At 43.1% G+C, this 16,952-nt stretch carries 14 protein-coding genes, 1 tRNA gene and 1 pseudogene; 8 read left to right on the forward strand and 8 right to left on the reverse strand.

Annotated features, from left to right (window positions below; genetic code table 11):
- Positions 1 to 48 precede the first annotated feature (48 nt).
- A complete protein-coding gene (locus tag PBV53_RS04100) occupies positions 49 to 828 on the reverse strand; it encodes an ATPase domain-containing protein (protein ID WP_270095910.1) in 780 nt (259 codons plus the stop codon).
- A gap of 531 nt (positions 829 to 1,359) precedes the next feature.
- Between PBV53_RS04100 and PBV53_RS04105 the strand changes: the two genes are divergently transcribed.
- The 4 genes from PBV53_RS04105 (at position 1,360) to PBV53_RS04120 (ending at position 7,068) form a co-directional block, all read left to right on the forward strand.
- A complete protein-coding gene (locus PBV53_RS04105; protein WP_270095911.1) occupies positions 1,360 to 3,381 on the forward strand; it encodes an MA0829/MM1976 family S-layer protein in 2,022 nt (673 codons plus the stop codon).
- 130 nt (positions 3,382 to 3,511) lie between these two features.
- Positions 3,512 to 4,054 (forward strand): hypothetical protein, encoded by a 543-nt coding sequence (locus PBV53_RS04110; RefSeq protein ID WP_270095912.1) that lies wholly within the window; start codon positions 3,512 to 3,514, stop codon positions 4,052 to 4,054.
- Between the two features lie 83 nt (positions 4,055 to 4,137).
- Positions 4,138 to 4,247: transfer RNA gene (locus tag PBV53_RS04115), tRNA-Met, on the forward strand.
- Between the two features lie 88 nt (positions 4,248 to 4,335).
- Positions 4,336 to 7,068 carry a DNA-directed DNA polymerase gene (locus PBV53_RS04120; protein ID WP_270095913.1) on the forward strand — a complete coding sequence of 911 codons (2,733 nt, stop codon included), beginning with the start codon at positions 4,336 to 4,338 and terminating at the stop codon, positions 7,066 to 7,068.
- A gap of 26 nt (positions 7,069 to 7,094) precedes the next feature.
- Here PBV53_RS04120 and eno read toward each other — a convergent pair whose 3' ends face one another.
- A complete protein-coding gene (gene eno, locus PBV53_RS04125) occupies positions 7,095 to 8,372 on the reverse strand; it encodes a phosphopyruvate hydratase (protein ID WP_270095914.1) in 1,278 nt (425 codons plus the stop codon).
- A 148-nt stretch (positions 8,373 to 8,520) separates the two neighbouring features.
- Between eno and mreA the strand changes: the two genes are divergently transcribed.
- The gene (mreA, locus tag PBV53_RS04130) at positions 8,521 to 8,898 is read left to right on the forward strand and encodes an MreA family transcriptional regulator (protein WP_270095915.1); all 378 of its coding nucleotides are present in this window, start codon (positions 8,521 to 8,523) and stop codon (positions 8,896 to 8,898) included.
- Positions 8,899 to 8,924: 26 nt separating this feature from the next.
- Here mreA and PBV53_RS04135 read toward each other — a convergent pair whose 3' ends face one another.
- The 5 genes and pseudogenes from PBV53_RS04135 to nadC all read right to left on the reverse strand — a co-directional run bounded on the left by PBV53_RS04135 (position 8,925) and on the right by nadC (position 13,394).
- Positions 8,925 to 9,368 carry a PPC domain-containing DNA-binding protein gene (locus tag PBV53_RS04135; protein ID WP_270095916.1) on the reverse strand — a complete coding sequence of 148 codons (444 nt, stop codon included), beginning with the start codon at positions 9,366 to 9,368 and terminating at the stop codon, positions 8,925 to 8,927.
- Positions 9,369 to 9,394: 26 nt separating this feature from the next.
- Positions 9,395 to 9,905 (reverse strand): annotated as a pseudogene (locus PBV53_RS04140) (ABC transporter ATP-binding protein).
- Positions 9,906 to 10,043: 138 nt separating this feature from the next.
- Complete coding sequence (locus PBV53_RS04145) at positions 10,044 to 11,150, reverse strand: FtsZ/tubulin family protein (protein WP_270095917.1); 1,107 nt, start codon at positions 11,148 to 11,150, stop codon at positions 10,044 to 10,046.
- A gap of 52 nt (positions 11,151 to 11,202) precedes the next feature.
- On the reverse strand, positions 11,203 to 12,438 hold the full coding sequence (locus PBV53_RS04150; protein ID WP_270095918.1) for a COG1361 family protein: 1,236 nt from the start codon (positions 12,436 to 12,438) through the stop codon (positions 11,203 to 11,205).
- A gap of 131 nt (positions 12,439 to 12,569) precedes the next feature.
- Positions 12,570 to 13,394: a carboxylating nicotinate-nucleotide diphosphorylase gene (nadC, locus tag PBV53_RS04155; RefSeq protein ID WP_270095919.1), complete on the reverse strand. Its 825-nt coding sequence runs from the start codon at positions 13,392 to 13,394 to the stop codon at positions 12,570 to 12,572.
- Between the two features lie 155 nt (positions 13,395 to 13,549).
- On the opposite strand from nadC, the gene PBV53_RS04160 reads away from it, so the two are divergent.
- The 3 genes from PBV53_RS04160 to PBV53_RS04170 all read left to right on the forward strand — a co-directional run bounded on the left by PBV53_RS04160 (position 13,550) and on the right by PBV53_RS04170 (position 16,246).
- On the forward strand, positions 13,550 to 14,365 hold the full coding sequence (locus PBV53_RS04160; RefSeq protein ID WP_270095920.1) for an aspartate dehydrogenase: 816 nt from the start codon (positions 13,550 to 13,552) through the stop codon (positions 14,363 to 14,365).
- Positions 14,366 to 14,462: 97 nt separating this feature from the next.
- Positions 14,463 to 15,383 carry a quinolinate synthase NadA gene (gene nadA, locus PBV53_RS04165; RefSeq protein WP_270095921.1) on the forward strand — a complete coding sequence of 307 codons (921 nt, stop codon included), beginning with the start codon at positions 14,463 to 14,465 and terminating at the stop codon, positions 15,381 to 15,383.
- Between the two features lie 17 nt (positions 15,384 to 15,400).
- Positions 15,401 to 16,246, forward strand: a complete 846-nt coding sequence (locus PBV53_RS04170; RefSeq protein WP_270095922.1) for a geranylgeranylglycerol-phosphate geranylgeranyltransferase — start codon at positions 15,401 to 15,403, stop codon at positions 16,244 to 16,246.
- 5 nt (positions 16,247 to 16,251) lie between these two features.
- Here the strand turns inward: PBV53_RS04170 and PBV53_RS04175 are convergent, their stop codons facing one another.
- A complete protein-coding gene (locus tag PBV53_RS04175) occupies positions 16,252 to 16,926 on the reverse strand; it encodes an RNA ligase partner protein (RefSeq protein WP_270095923.1) in 675 nt (224 codons plus the stop codon).
- Positions 16,927 to 16,952: the final 26 nt, after the last annotated feature.

Genomic DNA, 16,952 nt, shown 5'->3' on the forward strand with positions numbered 1-16,952 from the left:
ATCCCCTAATTGGGATGTCTGTTGTTGTTATTTTTCTTTCCTGAATTTTCAGAATGCTGTATACACTTCTTCGTGTGGGTGTATTACAAAACCTTCGGGAGTGATGTCGTATGGGTGGAGTTTCTTGCTGTGATTTGAACCACGCATCTTGAATATTTCCATGGTTCGTGTGCGGACGTTATCGTGCATGGCGTTATGAAGCACAACGGTACCGTCTGTTACAAACGTTTCTACACCGAACCTTGCAGGGCTATTTTCATCTACGATCTCACATGTCATTAGTGAGGTTAGTCCTATTACTTCCAGTGTGGTGCTAAGTTTTAGCAGTTCCACACGTATCTTTGCAGGGTCATGGAGATAGAAGCTGATCGAGGTCGTGGAATCGATGAGGGCTCTTTTAGCGTTGATCTCTTCCTGTGTTGCGATGATCTGGTCCATCATTGAACGTGTGTCGAATGGTCTGACATCGACATATTTTTCCTGTGATGGAATTCCGATCTTGGTAGAACATGCATCGATGATAACGAGCTTTCCTTCGTCTTCGAGGGCTTGAAGGTCCCAGCCGAATTTCATTACGTTCTCACGTATCTGCTCTGGTCTTTCTTCGGTTGCAACGATTATACCGTTCTCGCCGTATTTTGTTATACCATTATATATATACTGCACAGAAAAGTTAGTTTTTCCGGCTCCTGAGGTGCCTGATATAAGGTATGTGCGGTCACGAATTATTCCGCCTCCGCATAGTTCATCAAATCCGGGAATCCCGGTCTTGACCCTATTAATTTCGTCTTCCATTGAGATCTCTTCAGAATCTGAACCTTCGAACATTTATCTTTTCACTCCTCGCCTTATATAATGTACACGTTGTTTTGAAGCTGGTATTCAACGCATATTAAACAATTATAGGTAAATAACACATATATGATGCCAAATAGGGTTTTTTGCTTTATTTATAATATACATGAAGTACATATAAATTTATTGAAGCTGGCTTAATATCGATTGGCTAAAAATGGACTTAAATGGGCCATGTGTGATAAATCGACAATTTACGAACCCAAATGGACCATATCATACCCTTTTATATCAATTTGGCAGGTCTATCTTCGACATTTACCGTAATTTGCTTCGATATTTACTAATGCCTCGCTATAAATCTGTTAAATGAGACCACAAAAGATTTAATAGGCAATTCTCTTATTAGACAGATGTAATCCAATATGACGGGATTCAGAGGGTGATGATGACTCTTTCGGCAATGAACGTATTTGTGCATTGTTTGAAAGAATGATACTCGGTAATTCGTTTATCTTGATTCTGACTCACTAACTTATTTATATTAAATAATGGAGGAAAATAATGAAAAGCTTTATAGCAATCTTAATGGCTGCTTTAATGGTACTGAGCTTTGTTTCAGTAGCAAGCGCAGCAGATACAATTGAGATCCGAAGTCCGGTTTTCAGCGGTGACAATTTAACTGACCTCATCGCTAACGACGGAAACTCAATTGACTTTAATGACTTCGCAGCATTCTACTATGACATTGATGATGGTGTCGGATCCGAATCCATCACATTCACTGGTACTGCTGACGTTATTGCAGAAGATGACCTTGTCTACACCGCAGAGATCCAGCAGGTAGGATACACCTACGAAGGATGGGACAACAATGGTGAGACATTTGACAAGATCGGTTTCCTCGCAGAGGAATACGTTCCAATAGACCAGGATCCTGGAATCCTTTCCAAGTTGATCCTCGACTCCGATGACAAGTACACCCTTCGTACAGGTCAGACACTCGAACTCGGTGAAGGTTTCGCAATCACACCAAAGCAGATCGATGTTGACGGTAACAAGGTATGGCTCGAGCTTACAAAGGACGGCAACTTCATTGATGATGAAGTATTCAACACTGTAGACAACACTGACGACTCCGCATGGGAATATGACACCACCATTGGTGGCGAAGAAGATATCATTATGCTGAGAGTACACATCAACGAAGTATTCCAGGGTCAGGTTGACAGTCTTGCTATCATCGAGGGTCTCTGGTTGATCAGCGATGAAGTAACAGAAATCGACACAAGTGACTCATTCGGTGACCTCGAAGTAACAACTATTACAACAGGTGCAAGCGGAATGATCGAAATGAAGAACGTCGACAATGACATCACTCTTAACGATGATTCACTTATTTCAATCTCTGATGGTATTTCCATACAGACTGCAGATCCTGCAACAGGTACAGATGCTCTTAGATTCTTCTTCGTAAAGCAGATCACAGAGCCAGGTACCTATGAGATCAGAGGCACTGTTGCTTCACCAACAACTTCAGGTGACGTATTCACATGGGACGAAGCAAGCTTTGCTGGTTTCTACTATGACATCGATGACGATATTGCATCAGAAGAGCTGACTGTAACCGTTACTGGCGAAAACAGAACCATTGCAGAGGATGCTCTTGTATACACTGCAGAGATTCAGCAGGTCGGTTTCACCTATGAAGGATGGGACACTGCTACAGTCAACACCTATGACAAGATCGGTTTCCTCGCAGAGGAATACGTTCCAATAGACCAGGATCCTGGAATCCTTTCCAAGTTGATCCTCGACTCCGATGACAAGTACACCCTACGTACCGGTCAGACACTCGAACTCGGTGAAGGTTTCGCAATCACACCAAAGCAGATCGATGTTGACGGTAACAAGGTATGGCTCGAGCTTTCAAAAGACGGCGAATTCATTGATGATGAAGTATTCAACACTGTAGACAACACTGACGACTCCGCATGGGAATATGACACCACCATTGGTGGCGAAGATGATATCGTTATGCTGAGAGTACACATCAACGAAGTATTCCAGGGTCAGGTTGACAGTCTTGCTATCATCGAGGGTCTTTGGTTGATCAGCGATGAAGTAATAGAAATCGACACAAGTGATGAATTTGGTGACCTCGAAGTAAACTCTATCACAACAGGTCCAAGCGGAACCATCACAATGGATAACGTTGACAATGAGATCTCCTTGAACAAGGACTCAACAATCGAGATCGCAGAAGGCCTCAACTTCAGAGTTGCTGACAGTGAGAACGATGATGTAAGATTCTTCTTGTTCACTGAACAGACAATCGAAGGCGCAGTTGACGAGACAGTTGACGAGACAGTTGACGAGACAGTTGACGAGACAGTTGACGAGACAGTTGACGAGACAGTTGACGAGACAGTTAACGAGACCGTTAACGAGACAGTTGACGAAACCGTTAACGAGACAACTGACGAAGAAGCTCCTGAAGAGACTCCAGATGAGACTCCAGGCTTTGAAGCAGTATTCGCAATTGCAGGTCTCCTTGCAGTAGCATACTTCGTAAGAAGGAACTAATTTTCTAAAATCTAAGAAGGGTGAAAATCCTTCTTAGCTTTTCTTTTATTTGACACGTTTGTCGATAATTTAAAATACCAATAGTCTTATTGTTCTCTCATTGTTAGTCAGTGAGGTCTTTAAGATGAATATGAAACTATTAATGATACCTTTTCTCGCATTGCTTCTTGTGGCAGTGTCTGGTTGTACGGATCCGGCAGAACCAACTGGTCCTGCAGTTGATGGAGTTGTTCTGAGCGTTGATGGAGTTGTTCTGGAAACAGTTCCTGAAGGCTTTGAGTATCTTGGTGCACACGATGTTGAAGCCGACGACATAAGAGTGGACTATGTTGATGTAGAGGGTATTCTCAATGCATCTGAGGCTTTCTACAACCTTGATTCAGCAGATTATTGGATTATGGGCGTCGAGATGGATTCCGTGGAGAGCGCAGAAAACTTCATTACACAGTACAAGGCAGGTTTTGGATCTCTTGCTGTGGGGAATAGGTTCGCTGAAGTACCTTTCAATGAACATGATGCTACAGTTATCACTAAATATATAACAGCAGGTGGGGAATACAATGTGCCAAGGTACAGCTATGTCTGGAACAACGAGAATTTCGTTTTCCTTGTAAAAGGCAATACTGATGATGCTGAAGTTGTATTAAATCTTGCAAAAGCAACCGGATTTTAATCCGGTTTCCTTTTTAATATCTGTAAAATAAGCTATTCAATCGATACGCTTTAATAATACTATGTCCATGTAGGTGCTGCAATGCCCGGGTAGCCTAGTTGGTTGGGGCGCCAGACTCATAGGGAATATTTAACCGTGCGTCCAAATCTCCTGAGAAATCTGGAGGTCGCGTGTTCGAGTCACGCTCCGGGCACTTTGCCTTTCTTATTTTTTTAAGATATGTGCCCATATCTTTACCTTGATGATAAAGCATATATTAACCCTCCACATTAAGTAGTTCCATGAATTTTCAAATTCTGGATGCAGACTATTTTCGCGAGGATAACCAACCTATCATCCGAATCTTTGGGAGATCGGAAGATGGGGAGAGTGTTTGCTGTCTGGTTCCGGGGTTTGAGCCTTATTTTTATTTGAGTGCTTCAGGGGACCTACAAAAGCTCGGTGAAGAGATCATGGAATGTTTCGAGGGTGTAAAGACCTTTGAGATCGTTGAAAGGTTCGAGCCAATAGGTTATCAGGAAACCAAAAAGCACATGCTCAAGATCACTACCTATGATCCTGGCAATGTGCCTGAGATCAGGGATGATGTGGCATCTATGCTTGGTGTCAATGCTATATATGAAACAGACATCCTTTTCAGGAACCGATTCCTTATTGATAAGGGCTTCAAGGGTATGGGCTGGGTGTCAACGGAATCGGAAGAATCGGTTTCGAATGGGAGGATACTGTGCGAACGTGCCATAAAGAGTTCTCATATTACCGAGGTCCAGAAAATTGCCAATTCCTCGTTGAAATACATGGCATTCGACATTGAATGCCTCCCACACGATGGCGGGATGCCAACACCAGATGTTTCTCCTGTCATCATGGTAAGTTTCGCCTTTGAGCCGGCCTACAAAGGTCACAAGACCCTTGTTCTTGTAATGAAAGAAGTGGAGGGTGTTGATGAAGATGTCGAGATGTTCCCGGAGGAATCCGACCTTTTGGACCGTTTCTTTGAGATTATCAGGGACTATGACCCTGACGTAATTACAGGTTATAACATAAACGGTTTTGACGTGCCCTATATCACAGACAGGGTAAAGCTCCTGAACGAATCAGGTTCTAACATCAATTCTGCTGTTGGAAGGGACTCAAGGGCACTCAGCTATCGGAAAGTCATAAATCGTACGATGGTCTCCATTACCGGAAGGGTCGTAGTCGATTCTCTTCCTCTTATCAGGCAACAGTTCAGCTTGAAAAGATATACATTACGTAATGTCTCCAAAGAATTGCTTAATAGGGAAAAACTTGATGTCGATGCGTCTGACATGGAAGAGCACTGGAACGATTCCGGTGAAAAGATACGTAAATTCATTGACTATTCAAGACGCGACTCAGAACTTGCTCTTGATCTCCTTCTGGAACTTAAACTTCTGGACAAGTATATCGCTCTTTCAAGGGTCAGTGGAGTGCTTCTTCAGGATACTGTAAGTGGCGGGCAGACCAATATGGTCGAACATATACTGTTGACCGAATTCGGTAAACAGGGGCGTGTGATGTCCACAAAACCCGATGAAGAAACATCTGCTTTCAGACGAAAGCAGAATGAGGAGCTTAAAGGGGGTGCAGTTCTCGAACCGGAGAAGGGATTGCATAAGAACGTGATTGTACTTGACTATAAATCCCTTTATCCAACCATCATGATGGCCCACAACCTCTGCTATACCACTGTGGTTGCCCCTGGGAAGTATCCGGAAGATAAAGTGATAAGGTCACCCTCAAAAGGCGAGTTTGTAAAACCTGAGATGTTCAAAGGTATAGTTCCTTCTGTTCTGGAAGCCTTGCTTGACAAGAGGGTTGATACTAAGAATCTTATGAAGCAGGCAAGTGACGAAGGTGAATATCAGGTCCTTGATGCGACACAACTTGCTTTGAAGATCCTTCTTAACAGTTTCTATGGCTATTCAGGATATGCACGTGCCAGGCTCTACAGCTTGCAGATGGCAAATTCGGTGACCAGTATTGGAAGGGGGAACATTGCCAGAACGGAAGATATTGTATGTAATCGCATAGGAAAGATCATCCTCAGGGGCAATGAAGCTTATCTTTTGGATGAGATCGATGAGCTAAGGGGTGATGATAAGGTCGTAAAGCTCTCGGTCGCTTATGGGGATACTGACAGTGTGTTCGTACATTGTAAGAACGAGCAGGATCTGGAGTTCGAAGAGGGTGTTTTCTCACTTGACGATTCAGCACTTGTTGGGAAAAAAGTTGCAAGCATAGTAACTGCATCTTTACCTGATCCCATGGAGCTGGAATTTGAAGCTGCCGCAAAACGTGTTTTGCTAATTGCTAAGAAAAGATATGCACAATGGATCTTTGAGCCTACGAACGACGGCTGGACTGACTCTATCAAGGTAAAAGGGTTGGAGACTGTACGGCGGGATTGGTGTGAACTTACTTCAAAAATGCTCAACAGGGTGCTGGAACTCGTACTTAAGGAAGGTGACATTGAAGGCTCTGTGGAGCATGTGAGGGACCTTGTGGACAGGGTAAGGAACCTTGATGCAGAGAAAGATGCCGATCTCTTTGAAGACCTGGTGCTTACAAAGAACTTTTCAAAAAGCCCTTCAAGTTATAAGAACAAACAGCCACATTTGACAGTGGTCGAGAACATCCAGAGACGTACCGGTGTTCGACCTTCCATTGGTGAGCGAATCCCATTCGTGATAATTGCCGGAAAAGGCTTGTTCGTAGATCGGGCAGAAGATCCTGACTATGTCCGCGAGAACAATGTTCCACTGGATGTGGATTACTACATACAGAAACAGATGTTGCCTCCTGTGGAGCGTATCCTTAGTGTTTTCGGCGTTGATATGGCTACCCTTAATCATGATCCAAAGCAAAAAGGTCTCTTTGACTTTGACAGTTCCGTGGAAGAAAATAGCCCTGCTTTGAAAAAGGTCATAAGGACAAAAGAAGTCTCAACGAATGAAGATCAAAAAACGCAAAGCTCACTTTTTGACTTCTAAATTAAAAAATAAATTTAAAAAAAGGATCAGAGCTGCACATAACGTGCAGCATCTCCAAGATCTTCTTCAATTCTGAGTAACTGGTTGTATTTTGCAGTACGCTCACTTCTCGCAGGTGCGCCTGTCTTAATGAGGTCTCCTCCAATAGCTACTGAAATATCAGCTATCATTGGGTCTTCTGTCTCTGCAGAGCGATGGCTTACAACAACGCTGTAACCATTCCTCTGTGCAAGATTTGCAGCATCGAATGATTCAGATATCGTGCCTATCTGGTTGACCTTGAGTAAAAGTGCATTTGCTGCTTCCATCTCAATACCCTTTGCCAGGCGGTTTACATTTGTAACGAACAGGTCATCCCCGACAATTATAGTGTCCCATGCCTCGCTCGTAAGAGTTGCAAAGTCCTCAAATGATTCCTCGTGGAATGGGTCCTCAATTGAAAGGATCGGATATGTTTCAATAAGATCAAGGTAGTAGTCCACAAGTTCAGCAGGAGCTATCTTTTTTCCATCGATGAAATATTTCTCGCCATCGAAGAACTCGGATGCAGCGGAATCAAGCCCGATGGTGATCTCTGATTCGGTATATCCGGCTTCCTCAATTCCACTTACGAGTGCGTCCAGTGCATCAGCAGTTGTTGAGATCGGAGGTGCATATCCGCCTTCGTATCCTACATTTGTTGCAGAAGCGCCGTATTTGTCCTCAAGGACCTTACCAAGAGCATGGTATGTCTCAGCTCCCATTCTCAATGCATTTGAGAAAGTGTCAGCACCTTTTGGCTGTATCATAAATTCCTGGATGGAAAGGTCATTACCTGCATGCTTTCCGCCATTGATCACGTTCATTGTTGGAACAGGCAATGCAAAAGCGTTGGTACCACCAAGGTAACGATAAAGGGCAATTCCAAGGGAATCAGCTGCTGCTTTTGCAGTGGCCATGGAAATTCCCAGAATGGCGTTAGCCCCAAAGGTATTTTTGTTCTCAGTGCCGTCCAGTGCGATCATCAGCTCATCTATCTCACGCTGGTTACGTGCATCCATTCCCAAAATCTCTTTTGAAAGGGTCTTATTAACATTGTCTACAGCGTCCAATACTCCTTTCCCGTTGTACCGGTCAGCGTCCTTATCCCTTAGTTCAAGGGCTTCATTAGAACCTGTGGAAGCTCCAGAAGGAACACTTGCCCTTCCAAATCCGCATCCAGTGTAAATATCTACTTCTACCGTAGGGTTTCCTCTGGAGTCAAGTATCTCTCTGGCATGCACTTTTTGAATTGTGTATTTTGCTTCTTCGCTGATAGAGTTCATGTCTTCACCATTTGGTTATTCTATGAATAAATCGTACATTACAGTATATATTGTTACCGCATTTTGCACTGTTCTTTATATACTCTATTTAAGCAGCGTTAGTTATGCACAGCATAAATATATAAACATCTAAGTACTATTACCATTCATGGCGAGTGAGATGTCTAACTTTATAGATGAGAAGGGGTATGAGGTATCATCCCTATTACAAAGCATTAACGTTTCGAGAATAGAAGCACTTTCAATTGCCTGTCTTCTTAATGGATGTGAACTAAGTTCCCAGGATATAGAAAATGTTACAGGCCTGAGGCAACCAGAGGTAAGTGTAGCTATGCGACCTCTGTGTGAACGTGGTTGGGTGGAGGAAAAGAACGAGAAGAGGACTAAATGCAGAGGAAGGCCTGCAAAATATTACTCGCTCAATATGGATTTCACTGAGATCCTGAAAGAATATGAATCTGATATTCTAAAAGAAAATGAGAAAAGGTTGGAAGTTGTAAAGAGCCTGCGTAATTTAGTAGATTAAGTTGTGATATTTTGATTCATTTTCGATTAGTTCTTTCCGAATGATATCGGAGCAAAGCCCTTGGTGGCATCGAATGCACGCATAGCTTCCATGCCATCGATCTCCATTATGAAGACCTCAAGGACCATGAATGCTGCACTTTCTCCGCGCAAGCAGCCGACATTGACATTGTCGCCACGTCCGGCAGCGGTATGGAGGTGAATCTTAGGTCTGCCTTCTTCTGTAAATATATTCCCAATACCTATCACTTCCTGTGGCTCAGTATGGTTGACCCACATGGGTTCAGGGGGGATTGCATTCTCTTTAGGTCCTACGACAAGGTTGACTTTGGCCACAGCGCCAAGCAGAGTGAATACCGCGGACTTGATGTTCTCTTTTGTTGCAATACCTTCAAGTTCCTGAAGCAGGTCTTCTCCAGTATCTATCCTCACAGTAAATACTCTGCCAATATTTCCTTTTGAATATTCCATATTCTCACCTGATAAAACGTTTTAAATTAAAAATGATCATTTACTATCCTTCCATCAACAATACGAATGATACGATTGGTCTTAGCTGCCATGTTCTCATCATGCGTCACAAGTATGAAGGTCTGTCCATAATCCCGGTTTAGCTTCCTTAGAAGCTCATATATCTTATCGCTTTTTTTCCAGATATCAGTAAAGGCATCATCACATTCTCGAGCGCTGAAAAATCGGGTAATAAATGATGGTACTGAAAGATAAATCCAAGCATCTTGTTACGTGCATTGGAACGTTCCTTGTCCGACATGGTCGTAACATCTTCGCCATCTATCAAGATAGTCCCGCTTGTTGGCGAATCAAGTATGCCTATTATGTGCAGTAATGTACTTTAGCCTGATCATGAGATCCTGAAGGTCTTATTATGGAGAGAAACTCTCCACGTTTGACTTTAAGGCTAAGCCCGTCAAGTGCTTTGCCCCCTAATCCATCTGTGTAGGTCTTCGTAAGGTCTCTGATCTCGATTATATTGGATATATCAACCATTTTATACCTGCTTTTTGCTCGATTCTTTACCATTATCTTGCTGGATCATTTATAATGAATGGTATGCACAAACCATCATCGGTTTTGTTAAAATTATAAAAAAGGGGGTGAATATCCCGCTAAGGATATAATTTAAGGTCAATAGTCGGGTTCAAGCCCATCTATCTGTGAGAATGCTTTATCGATCTCCTTTTGTTCTTCAACTCTTGTTTTCTTCTCGCGTTCCTGATGGATCGCATCTACTGCAACGGAATATAGATTTTCCAGCTCCTTTGCTGCTTCAAGGGTAAGGACGACAAGCACCTGTGGAGCTTCACCTTTCCTGACGATAATACCTTTAAATACATGGCCAACGGATGAAGAAAGTTTTTCCACTTCCGATGATATCTCATCGATGCTCAGATATGATTTATCACCTTTGATGATGACCATGGCCCTGCTTCCTTCTTTGTAAACATCGGTCGAGAACAAAAGGCCGTTTGGTGATAATGCTTTCTGGATGGTGGTCTTGACGTTCATTCCTTTTTCAGCTTCATAGAAACCTATCGTAGCAAGGCCTGCTCCTCCGCTCATCACTGTTTTGAAGTCACCAAGGTCAGTAACCATCATCATTTCACTGTCAAGTGCATCAAGCAAGAAAAGTATGCGTCTTGCGATCATGTCATTGATGCTATTATATGCAGATTGTACATCTCCTCCGATCTGCTTGAGGAACTGGTTATCAGCAAGTATGATCCCATCGACACCACTGTCACGTATCTCTTTCAGGCAGAATGCTGCATTCTGGAGGTAGAGCGTTCCCTCCTCTCTGAAAGGAAGAACAACGACAGCATATACCGGGAAATCATGTTTTTCTTTAATTTCCTTGATAAGGGGTGGTGTGAAAGATGATCCTGTCCCGCCGGATGCAGAAGTTATCACAAATCCCACATCGAAATTACCTCTTTCCTCTATATTGCGCATTATATGGGATTTATTATCTTCAAATACGCTCTTACCAAGAGTACGGTTGGCGCCAACGCCATGCAAGTGAGGAATATGTATCCTGTCCTTGGCTTTGGTAAAACTCAATTCCTTCAGGTCGTTTATCGCAGTATTGATGGCGATAGTTTCGACCTTGCTTTTGTATTTTTGTTGTGAATAGAATTTCGCAAATTTGCTTTTACCACCAAAAGCCTCTTTGTTTATCGCATCAAGGATACGGTTACCACATTGACCATTTCCTACGATCAGTATATTGAGCAAATAATTCCTCCATATTTAATGAAATTGAATATCTTTATGAAATCGTAACTGATCAGAACCTGTACTGTCTGGACCGATGGAACAACCACCCTCCAATAGCGACAATGATCAGCAACGGGATCGCAATCACATACCATGGTTGTTCGATCACTGAATCGAGGTCCCCTCTGGCTACATCGATCGTACTTGTGGTGAATTCGCCCGTCACTTCCTGGCGATCAGGGTTCACTCCATCTTCATACTGATATGAATAATCGGTTGTAATGGTATAAGTACCCAATTCTGTTGGCTTTATCACGAATTTTATCTCTTTTTCCTGATCCAGTCCAAATGTTTCCAGATAAGCCTTTGGCATTCCATTTATAATTTCAATATTGGAGTTGCTGCCTTTGTATTCAACCTCTTCAGGAAGGTGGATGTTCAGTACGACCCCATTCGCAGAAGAATCTCCCTGGTTCTTGATGTTAATGACCACTTCCACTTCATCGTTCCTTTTTATACTACTACTTTCGATGGATGTGGAAAACTCAAGCTCAGCAACTTTTTGTGCATTTTTATCCGTATCAGCTACAGTTATCACTGGTATGTTAGATACCGCTTCGGGAAAATCCAGTTCTGCTTCATTGGAATATGAGGCTCTGGTAGGCTGGAATTCAAATGTTCCAGCTTCATTTGCCTGAAGCTTGTAAAGAAAAATGGTCCTTGTCTCGTATTTGTCGATGGTCATCTGACCTGTCTCTTCAAGAAGGATCTCCTGAAGGATAAATCCTGTAGGTTTTGGATCTGAGAACCTCACTTCCGTAGCCTTCCCATCACCTTTGTTTCTGGCAGTCACTTTGATCGTTACGACCTCTCCCTGATCAACAGTATAACTGCTAACTTCCTTTGTGATCTCCAGTGAAGGGGTTCCGGGATATGTTGCCTTTTCATGACCTCCATCCACTGCCTGTTTCAGGTAGACGTCATCATCATCTGTAATAGTGATAGAAACAGTTGCCTGGGGTAATGTCCCTCCTCCTACGGATAACAAAGTGACCTCAATGGTCTCACCTTCTGCAGTAAAAGTGATGGTATCATCTATATTGATCAGTTTATCGTGTTCAAGCTCTCCTTCATCATATACTTTGAAGACGCAAGACTCAGCGCTCACGAAAACTTCGGCCACATCTATAACAATGTTATTGATCTGATATCCATCCCCTTCTTGGATACTGCCATTGAAAACTATCTCTTTAGAAGCACAGGCATTGCCCGTGAAAAATAAAGATACCAGTGCCAATGTAAGCATCAACAAACACATATTTTTGAACTGAACCATACTTCCCTCAACACAGAAATGAATCACGCAATAGTGTATAATCTTCCAGTATCAATACAATAAGAATCCAATAAATAGTTTATGATATATATTTTGATATTTTACATAAATTCAAGGCTGATATCTATCCATTGCGACTTATGTACAAGTGAACCTACAGAAATGACATCCACTCCTGTCTTGGCATATTCGGAAATATTTGAGAGATCGATCCCGCCTGAAACTTCCAGGATAACATTATTTCTCAGGTCCTCACTTTTTAATGCTTCAACTACCTCTATTGCCTGTCCGGGTGACATGTTGTCGAGCATTATGATGTCAACGCCCATTTTTGCAGCGAGAATTGCGTTCTCAACGGATTCAACTTCAACATCTATCTTTTGCGTAAAGCCTGCAAATTCCTTTGCTGAATTTATGGCATTTTCAAGTCCCATCATGTTAACGTGGTTATCTTTTATCATAATGGTTTCAGAAAGGTCGAATCTGTGAGGATCGCCTCTTCCGGCAATTATGGCAAGTTTTTCGAACTTTCGTATCCCAGGCGTTGTCTTTCTTGTACCGGCCACTTTCACATCTGAGTATTGTCTGACCGTTTCTACATATTCCCGGGTATTGGTTGCGATGCCACTCAAATGCCCCAGGAAATTGAGAGTTATCCTTTCTGCACGAAGTACCGATACCGCATTACCGGAGATCTCAAAAATAGTATCTCCTGATACTAATTTATCTCCATCTTTATGTTTTGCGGATGAATCAAGTCCAAAGTACTCGAATATTCGTTGTGCGATCGGAATGCCTGCAACGACACAATCCTGTTTGACAAAAACGATCGCTTTGATATCTTTTTCAGGAACAAGGGTACAGGAAATGTCATTTGCTCCAAGGTCTTCCTCAATGAATCTTTCAATTTCGCTGGTCAGTATCATATTACCATGTATACCAATGCCTCAAGAGGTTTATATGCTTTTAGCGTGTTTGAATGCTACGTTGTCGAGAGAATATCTCGAACGATGTTCAGGATAATTAAGATATATTATTATTAACATTTCAATATCATAAAATAAAGTTGCAGGAGTCCAGGATGCTAAAGATCGGAGTGTTCGGATGTGGTGCGATCGGTACTGAGCTTTGTAAAGCTATCGATTCAGGCCACATCGGTGTCGAACTGTATGCTGTATATGACAGGCATGAACAGTCACTAATTGATTTGAAAGAACAGCTCAAAAACACTGACCCAAAAGTGCTTGAGATAGTGGAAATGGTAAAGCACGTTGACCTAGTAGTGGAATGCGCATCCCAACAGGCAGTGTATGAGGTAGTTCCGACCACCCTTCATGCAAAATGTGACGTAATGGTCATCAGTGTCGGCGCTTTTGCAGACAAAAAACTTCTCGATACAACATTCGATATTGCAAAGGAAAATGGTTGTAAGGTCTATTTCCCATCCGGTGCCATCGTTGGGCTGGATGGTTTAACATCTGCATCTGCAGCTTCTATATACTCAGTTACACTGACGACCCAGAAGCACCCGAGAAGCCTTGAAGGTGCTCCGTACATCGTCCAGAATAACATCGATCTTGACAGCATCAAAGGAAAGACCGTACTTTTCGAAGGCATGGCATCAGAAGCTGTAAAGGCTTTTCCTGCAAATGTCAATGTTGCAGCATCTTTGAGCATCGCAGGCATTGGTTTTGACAAGACAAAGGTCAAGATCGTCGCGAACCCTGCGCTCACAAGGAACATCCATGAGATAACCGTTGAAGGCGAGTTCGGTATGTTCACAACAAGAGTGGAGAACGTGCCGGCACCGACTAACCCCAAGACAAGTTATCTGGCAGCTTTATCTGCAATTTCCACATTGAAGAAGATAGCCGATCCAATTAAGGTTGGGACCTGATAGCATGCCGAAAAACGTTTATCAGATACACGGATATTGTATGCCGGTCCGTTGGAGTCGTATATAAATAATAAAGAACGGAAAAACAAGTGATCGTATGCAGGACAGGCAATCTCTCATCAACAAGATCAATTCATTGAAAAAAGAACGTAATGCTGTTATTTTGGCCCATTGCTATGCACGGGGTGAAGTGCAGGATATCGCAGACTTCGTAGGCGATTCGCTGGGGCTGAGTCAGGAAGCGGTAGACCAGGATGCAGAAGTTATCGTTTTTTGTGGCGTGAGCTTCATGGCAGAGAGTGCATTCATCCTCTCTCCTGAAAAAACAGTTCTTATACCTGATGCAGATGCCGATTGCCCCATGGCGGCAATGGTAGATGTCGCATCACTGCGTGAACTAAAGGCGCAACACCCGGATGCCATGGTCGTCTGTTATGTCAATACACGAGCCGATATCAAAGCAGAAAGTGATATCTGCTGCACCTCGGCAAATGCTGTGGAAGTTGTAAACTCGCTTGATTCAGACAAAGTTATTTTCGTTCCTGACAAGAACCTTGCAGCATACGTTGCAAAACACACCGATAAGACCATCATTCCCTGGAATGGCTATTGTCCTACACATAATCAGATACTTGCAGAAGATGTGGACCTTGCAATGAACGAGCATCCAGGGGCAGAGATAATGGCCCACCCGGAATGTCGCTCAGAGGTTCTGGAAAAAGTAGACCATGTGTTCAGTACCACTGGGATGATAGGTCATGTGAAAAGCTCCAATAACAATGAATTCATAATTTCCACGGAGCAGGGTATATTGCACCAGCTTGAGACTGAGAATCCCAATAAGAAATTCTATCCCGTCTCAAAATTCACATTCTGTCCGGACATGAAAATGATAGATCTAAGTTCTGTCCTTCGCTGTCTTGAGAACATGGAGACCGTTGTGACCGTGCCAAAAGATATTCAGGTACGTGCAAAGCGCACCCTTGACCGTATGCTGGAAGTAAAACGCAACCGATAATTATTACGGGAGAACGAATGAAAGCCTATCTTGAACTTATGCGTGCCGGAAATTGTGCAATGGCTGCCTTTGCAGGCTTCATTGGTGTTCTGATAGCTTATAATATTCTCTCCTCTGCTTCACCTTACTTATCGCTGTCATTGTTCGATACTTCACTGATCTTTGCCATAGTCTTCCTCGTTACAGGAGCTGGCAACGGCTTGAACGATTATTTCGACATCGAAATCGATAAAGTGAACAAACCCTCAAGGCCGATACCTTCCGGTAAGATCTCCTTGAAAAGCGCCCTTTATTTTTCGCTGCTTCTGTTCATAACAGGGATAGCACTGGCATTTCTGGTGAACTCCCTTTGTGGCATCATAGCTCTATTCAATTCTATAATACTGATATTGTATGCACAAAGCCTGAAACGCACTCCCTTCTTTGGCAATGCTTCGGTCGGTTATCTCACCGGCTCGACCTTCCTTTTTGGCGGTGCGGTCTTCGGCATGTCGGGACTTCAGGCACTTGTAGTCCTTTTCCTTCTGGCAACCCTTGCGACAATAGCACGTGAGATCGTAAAGGATGTTGAGGATATCGAGGGTGATAAAAAGGATGGTGCAAGGACACTCCCGATCCTGATCGGAGCCAAAAAAGCATCATATATCGCAGCAGTATTTGGCTTTATGGCCATGCTTGCAAGTCCGGTACCTTACTTGCAATCCATATTAAATGAAAAATATCTTTTCGTCGTGGCCATTGCAGACATCTTCTTCCTTATCGCGGTTTACCAGATACTAGGGAAAAAGGATGCTGCACACTCATCAAAACTGTTTAAGTTCGCAATGCTCTTTGCACTCATTTCTTTCATCGTAGGTGCCTGAAAAACTCACTTTTGATGAGTTCCGTCCGAAGGCGTGTGTCTTAGATATTCCTTCAACATCATGGGGAACGTATTAGCAGGCACGAACCTTACTCCGAGCTGTTCTGCCCATTTCTGAATACCGTAGTCGCTTGCAACGACCGCTGCGTCCAGTTCCTTTGCAAGGAGCAGTACATCGATGTCAGGTGCACTGTCAAGGATGCCATAACGAAGTGCTGAACGGTACTTGTTCCTGAATTTACCTACAATGGGTCCAATAACCTCACGATCTGTATTATCCTCGATCTCCGAATCAAGGGATAGGCATTGCATCGAAGCTTCTCTGATGGCTTCCTCGGCCACGGTCATACCCTTGTTGATACGTTCTCGCATATAGGATACGTACTCATGGAAAATATGGGATGGTATCTTCACCTCATGTCTGTCCGGTGTCTTTTTGACAAGCCATGTATCTATCATCGCAATGATCTCATCATCGCAGCCATTATTTTTTGCAAACTCATGGAGCTCTTTGTAGACAGATGGGAATGGAACATAACAACTGATCTGTAAATGAAGCCTTGATTCCGCAATAAGCTCAAGTATTGCCCTCATTCCCTGGCAAAGGTCCTCTATCTCCAGCATCTCCCGTGTCTGAAGATCGGTCAAAGCGGTCGTATCTAAAACAAATCTTTGTTTCAACGTAACTTACTCCCCCTATTAATTAC

Source organism: Methanococcoides alaskense, assembly GCF_027594145.1.
Taxonomy (GTDB): Archaea; Halobacteriota; Methanosarcinia; order Methanosarcinales; family Methanosarcinaceae; genus Methanococcoides; species Methanococcoides alaskense.

Excerpts from the sequence above, each read along its gene's own strand:
- PBV53_RS04100 (WP_270095910.1), bottom strand. The coding sequence starts at position 828 with ATGTTCGAAGGTTCAGATTCTGAAGAGATCTCAATGGAAGACGAAATT.
- PBV53_RS04105 (WP_270095911.1), top strand. The coding sequence starts at position 1,360 with ATGAAAAGCTTTATAGCAATCTTAATGGCTGCTTTAATGGTACTGAGC.
- PBV53_RS04110 (WP_270095912.1), top strand. The coding sequence starts at position 3,512 with ATGAAACTATTAATGATACCTTTTCTCGCATTGCTTCTTGTGGCAGTG.
- PBV53_RS04120 (WP_270095913.1), top strand. The coding sequence starts at position 4,336 with ATGAATTTTCAAATTCTGGATGCAGACTATTTTCGCGAGGATAACCAA.
- eno (WP_270095914.1), bottom strand. The coding sequence starts at position 8,372 with ATGAACTCTATCAGCGAAGAAGCAAAATACACAATTCAAAAAGTGCAT.
- mreA (WP_270095915.1), top strand. The coding sequence starts at position 8,521 with ATGGCGAGTGAGATGTCTAACTTTATAGATGAGAAGGGGTATGAGGTA.
- PBV53_RS04135 (WP_270095916.1), bottom strand. The coding sequence starts at position 9,368 with ATGGAATATTCAAAAGGAAATATTGGCAGAGTATTTACTGTGAGGATA.
- PBV53_RS04150 (WP_270095918.1), bottom strand. The coding sequence starts at position 12,438 with ATGCTTACATTGGCACTGGTATCTTTATTTTTCACGGGCAATGCCTGT.
- nadC (WP_270095919.1), bottom strand. The coding sequence starts at position 13,394 with ATGATACTGACCAGCGAAATTGAAAGATTCATTGAGGAAGACCTTGGA.
- PBV53_RS04160 (WP_270095920.1), top strand. The coding sequence starts at position 13,550 with ATGCTAAAGATCGGAGTGTTCGGATGTGGTGCGATCGGTACTGAGCTT.
- nadA (WP_270095921.1), top strand. The coding sequence starts at position 14,463 with ATGCAGGACAGGCAATCTCTCATCAACAAGATCAATTCATTGAAAAAA.
- PBV53_RS04170 (WP_270095922.1), top strand. The coding sequence starts at position 15,401 with ATGAAAGCCTATCTTGAACTTATGCGTGCCGGAAATTGTGCAATGGCT.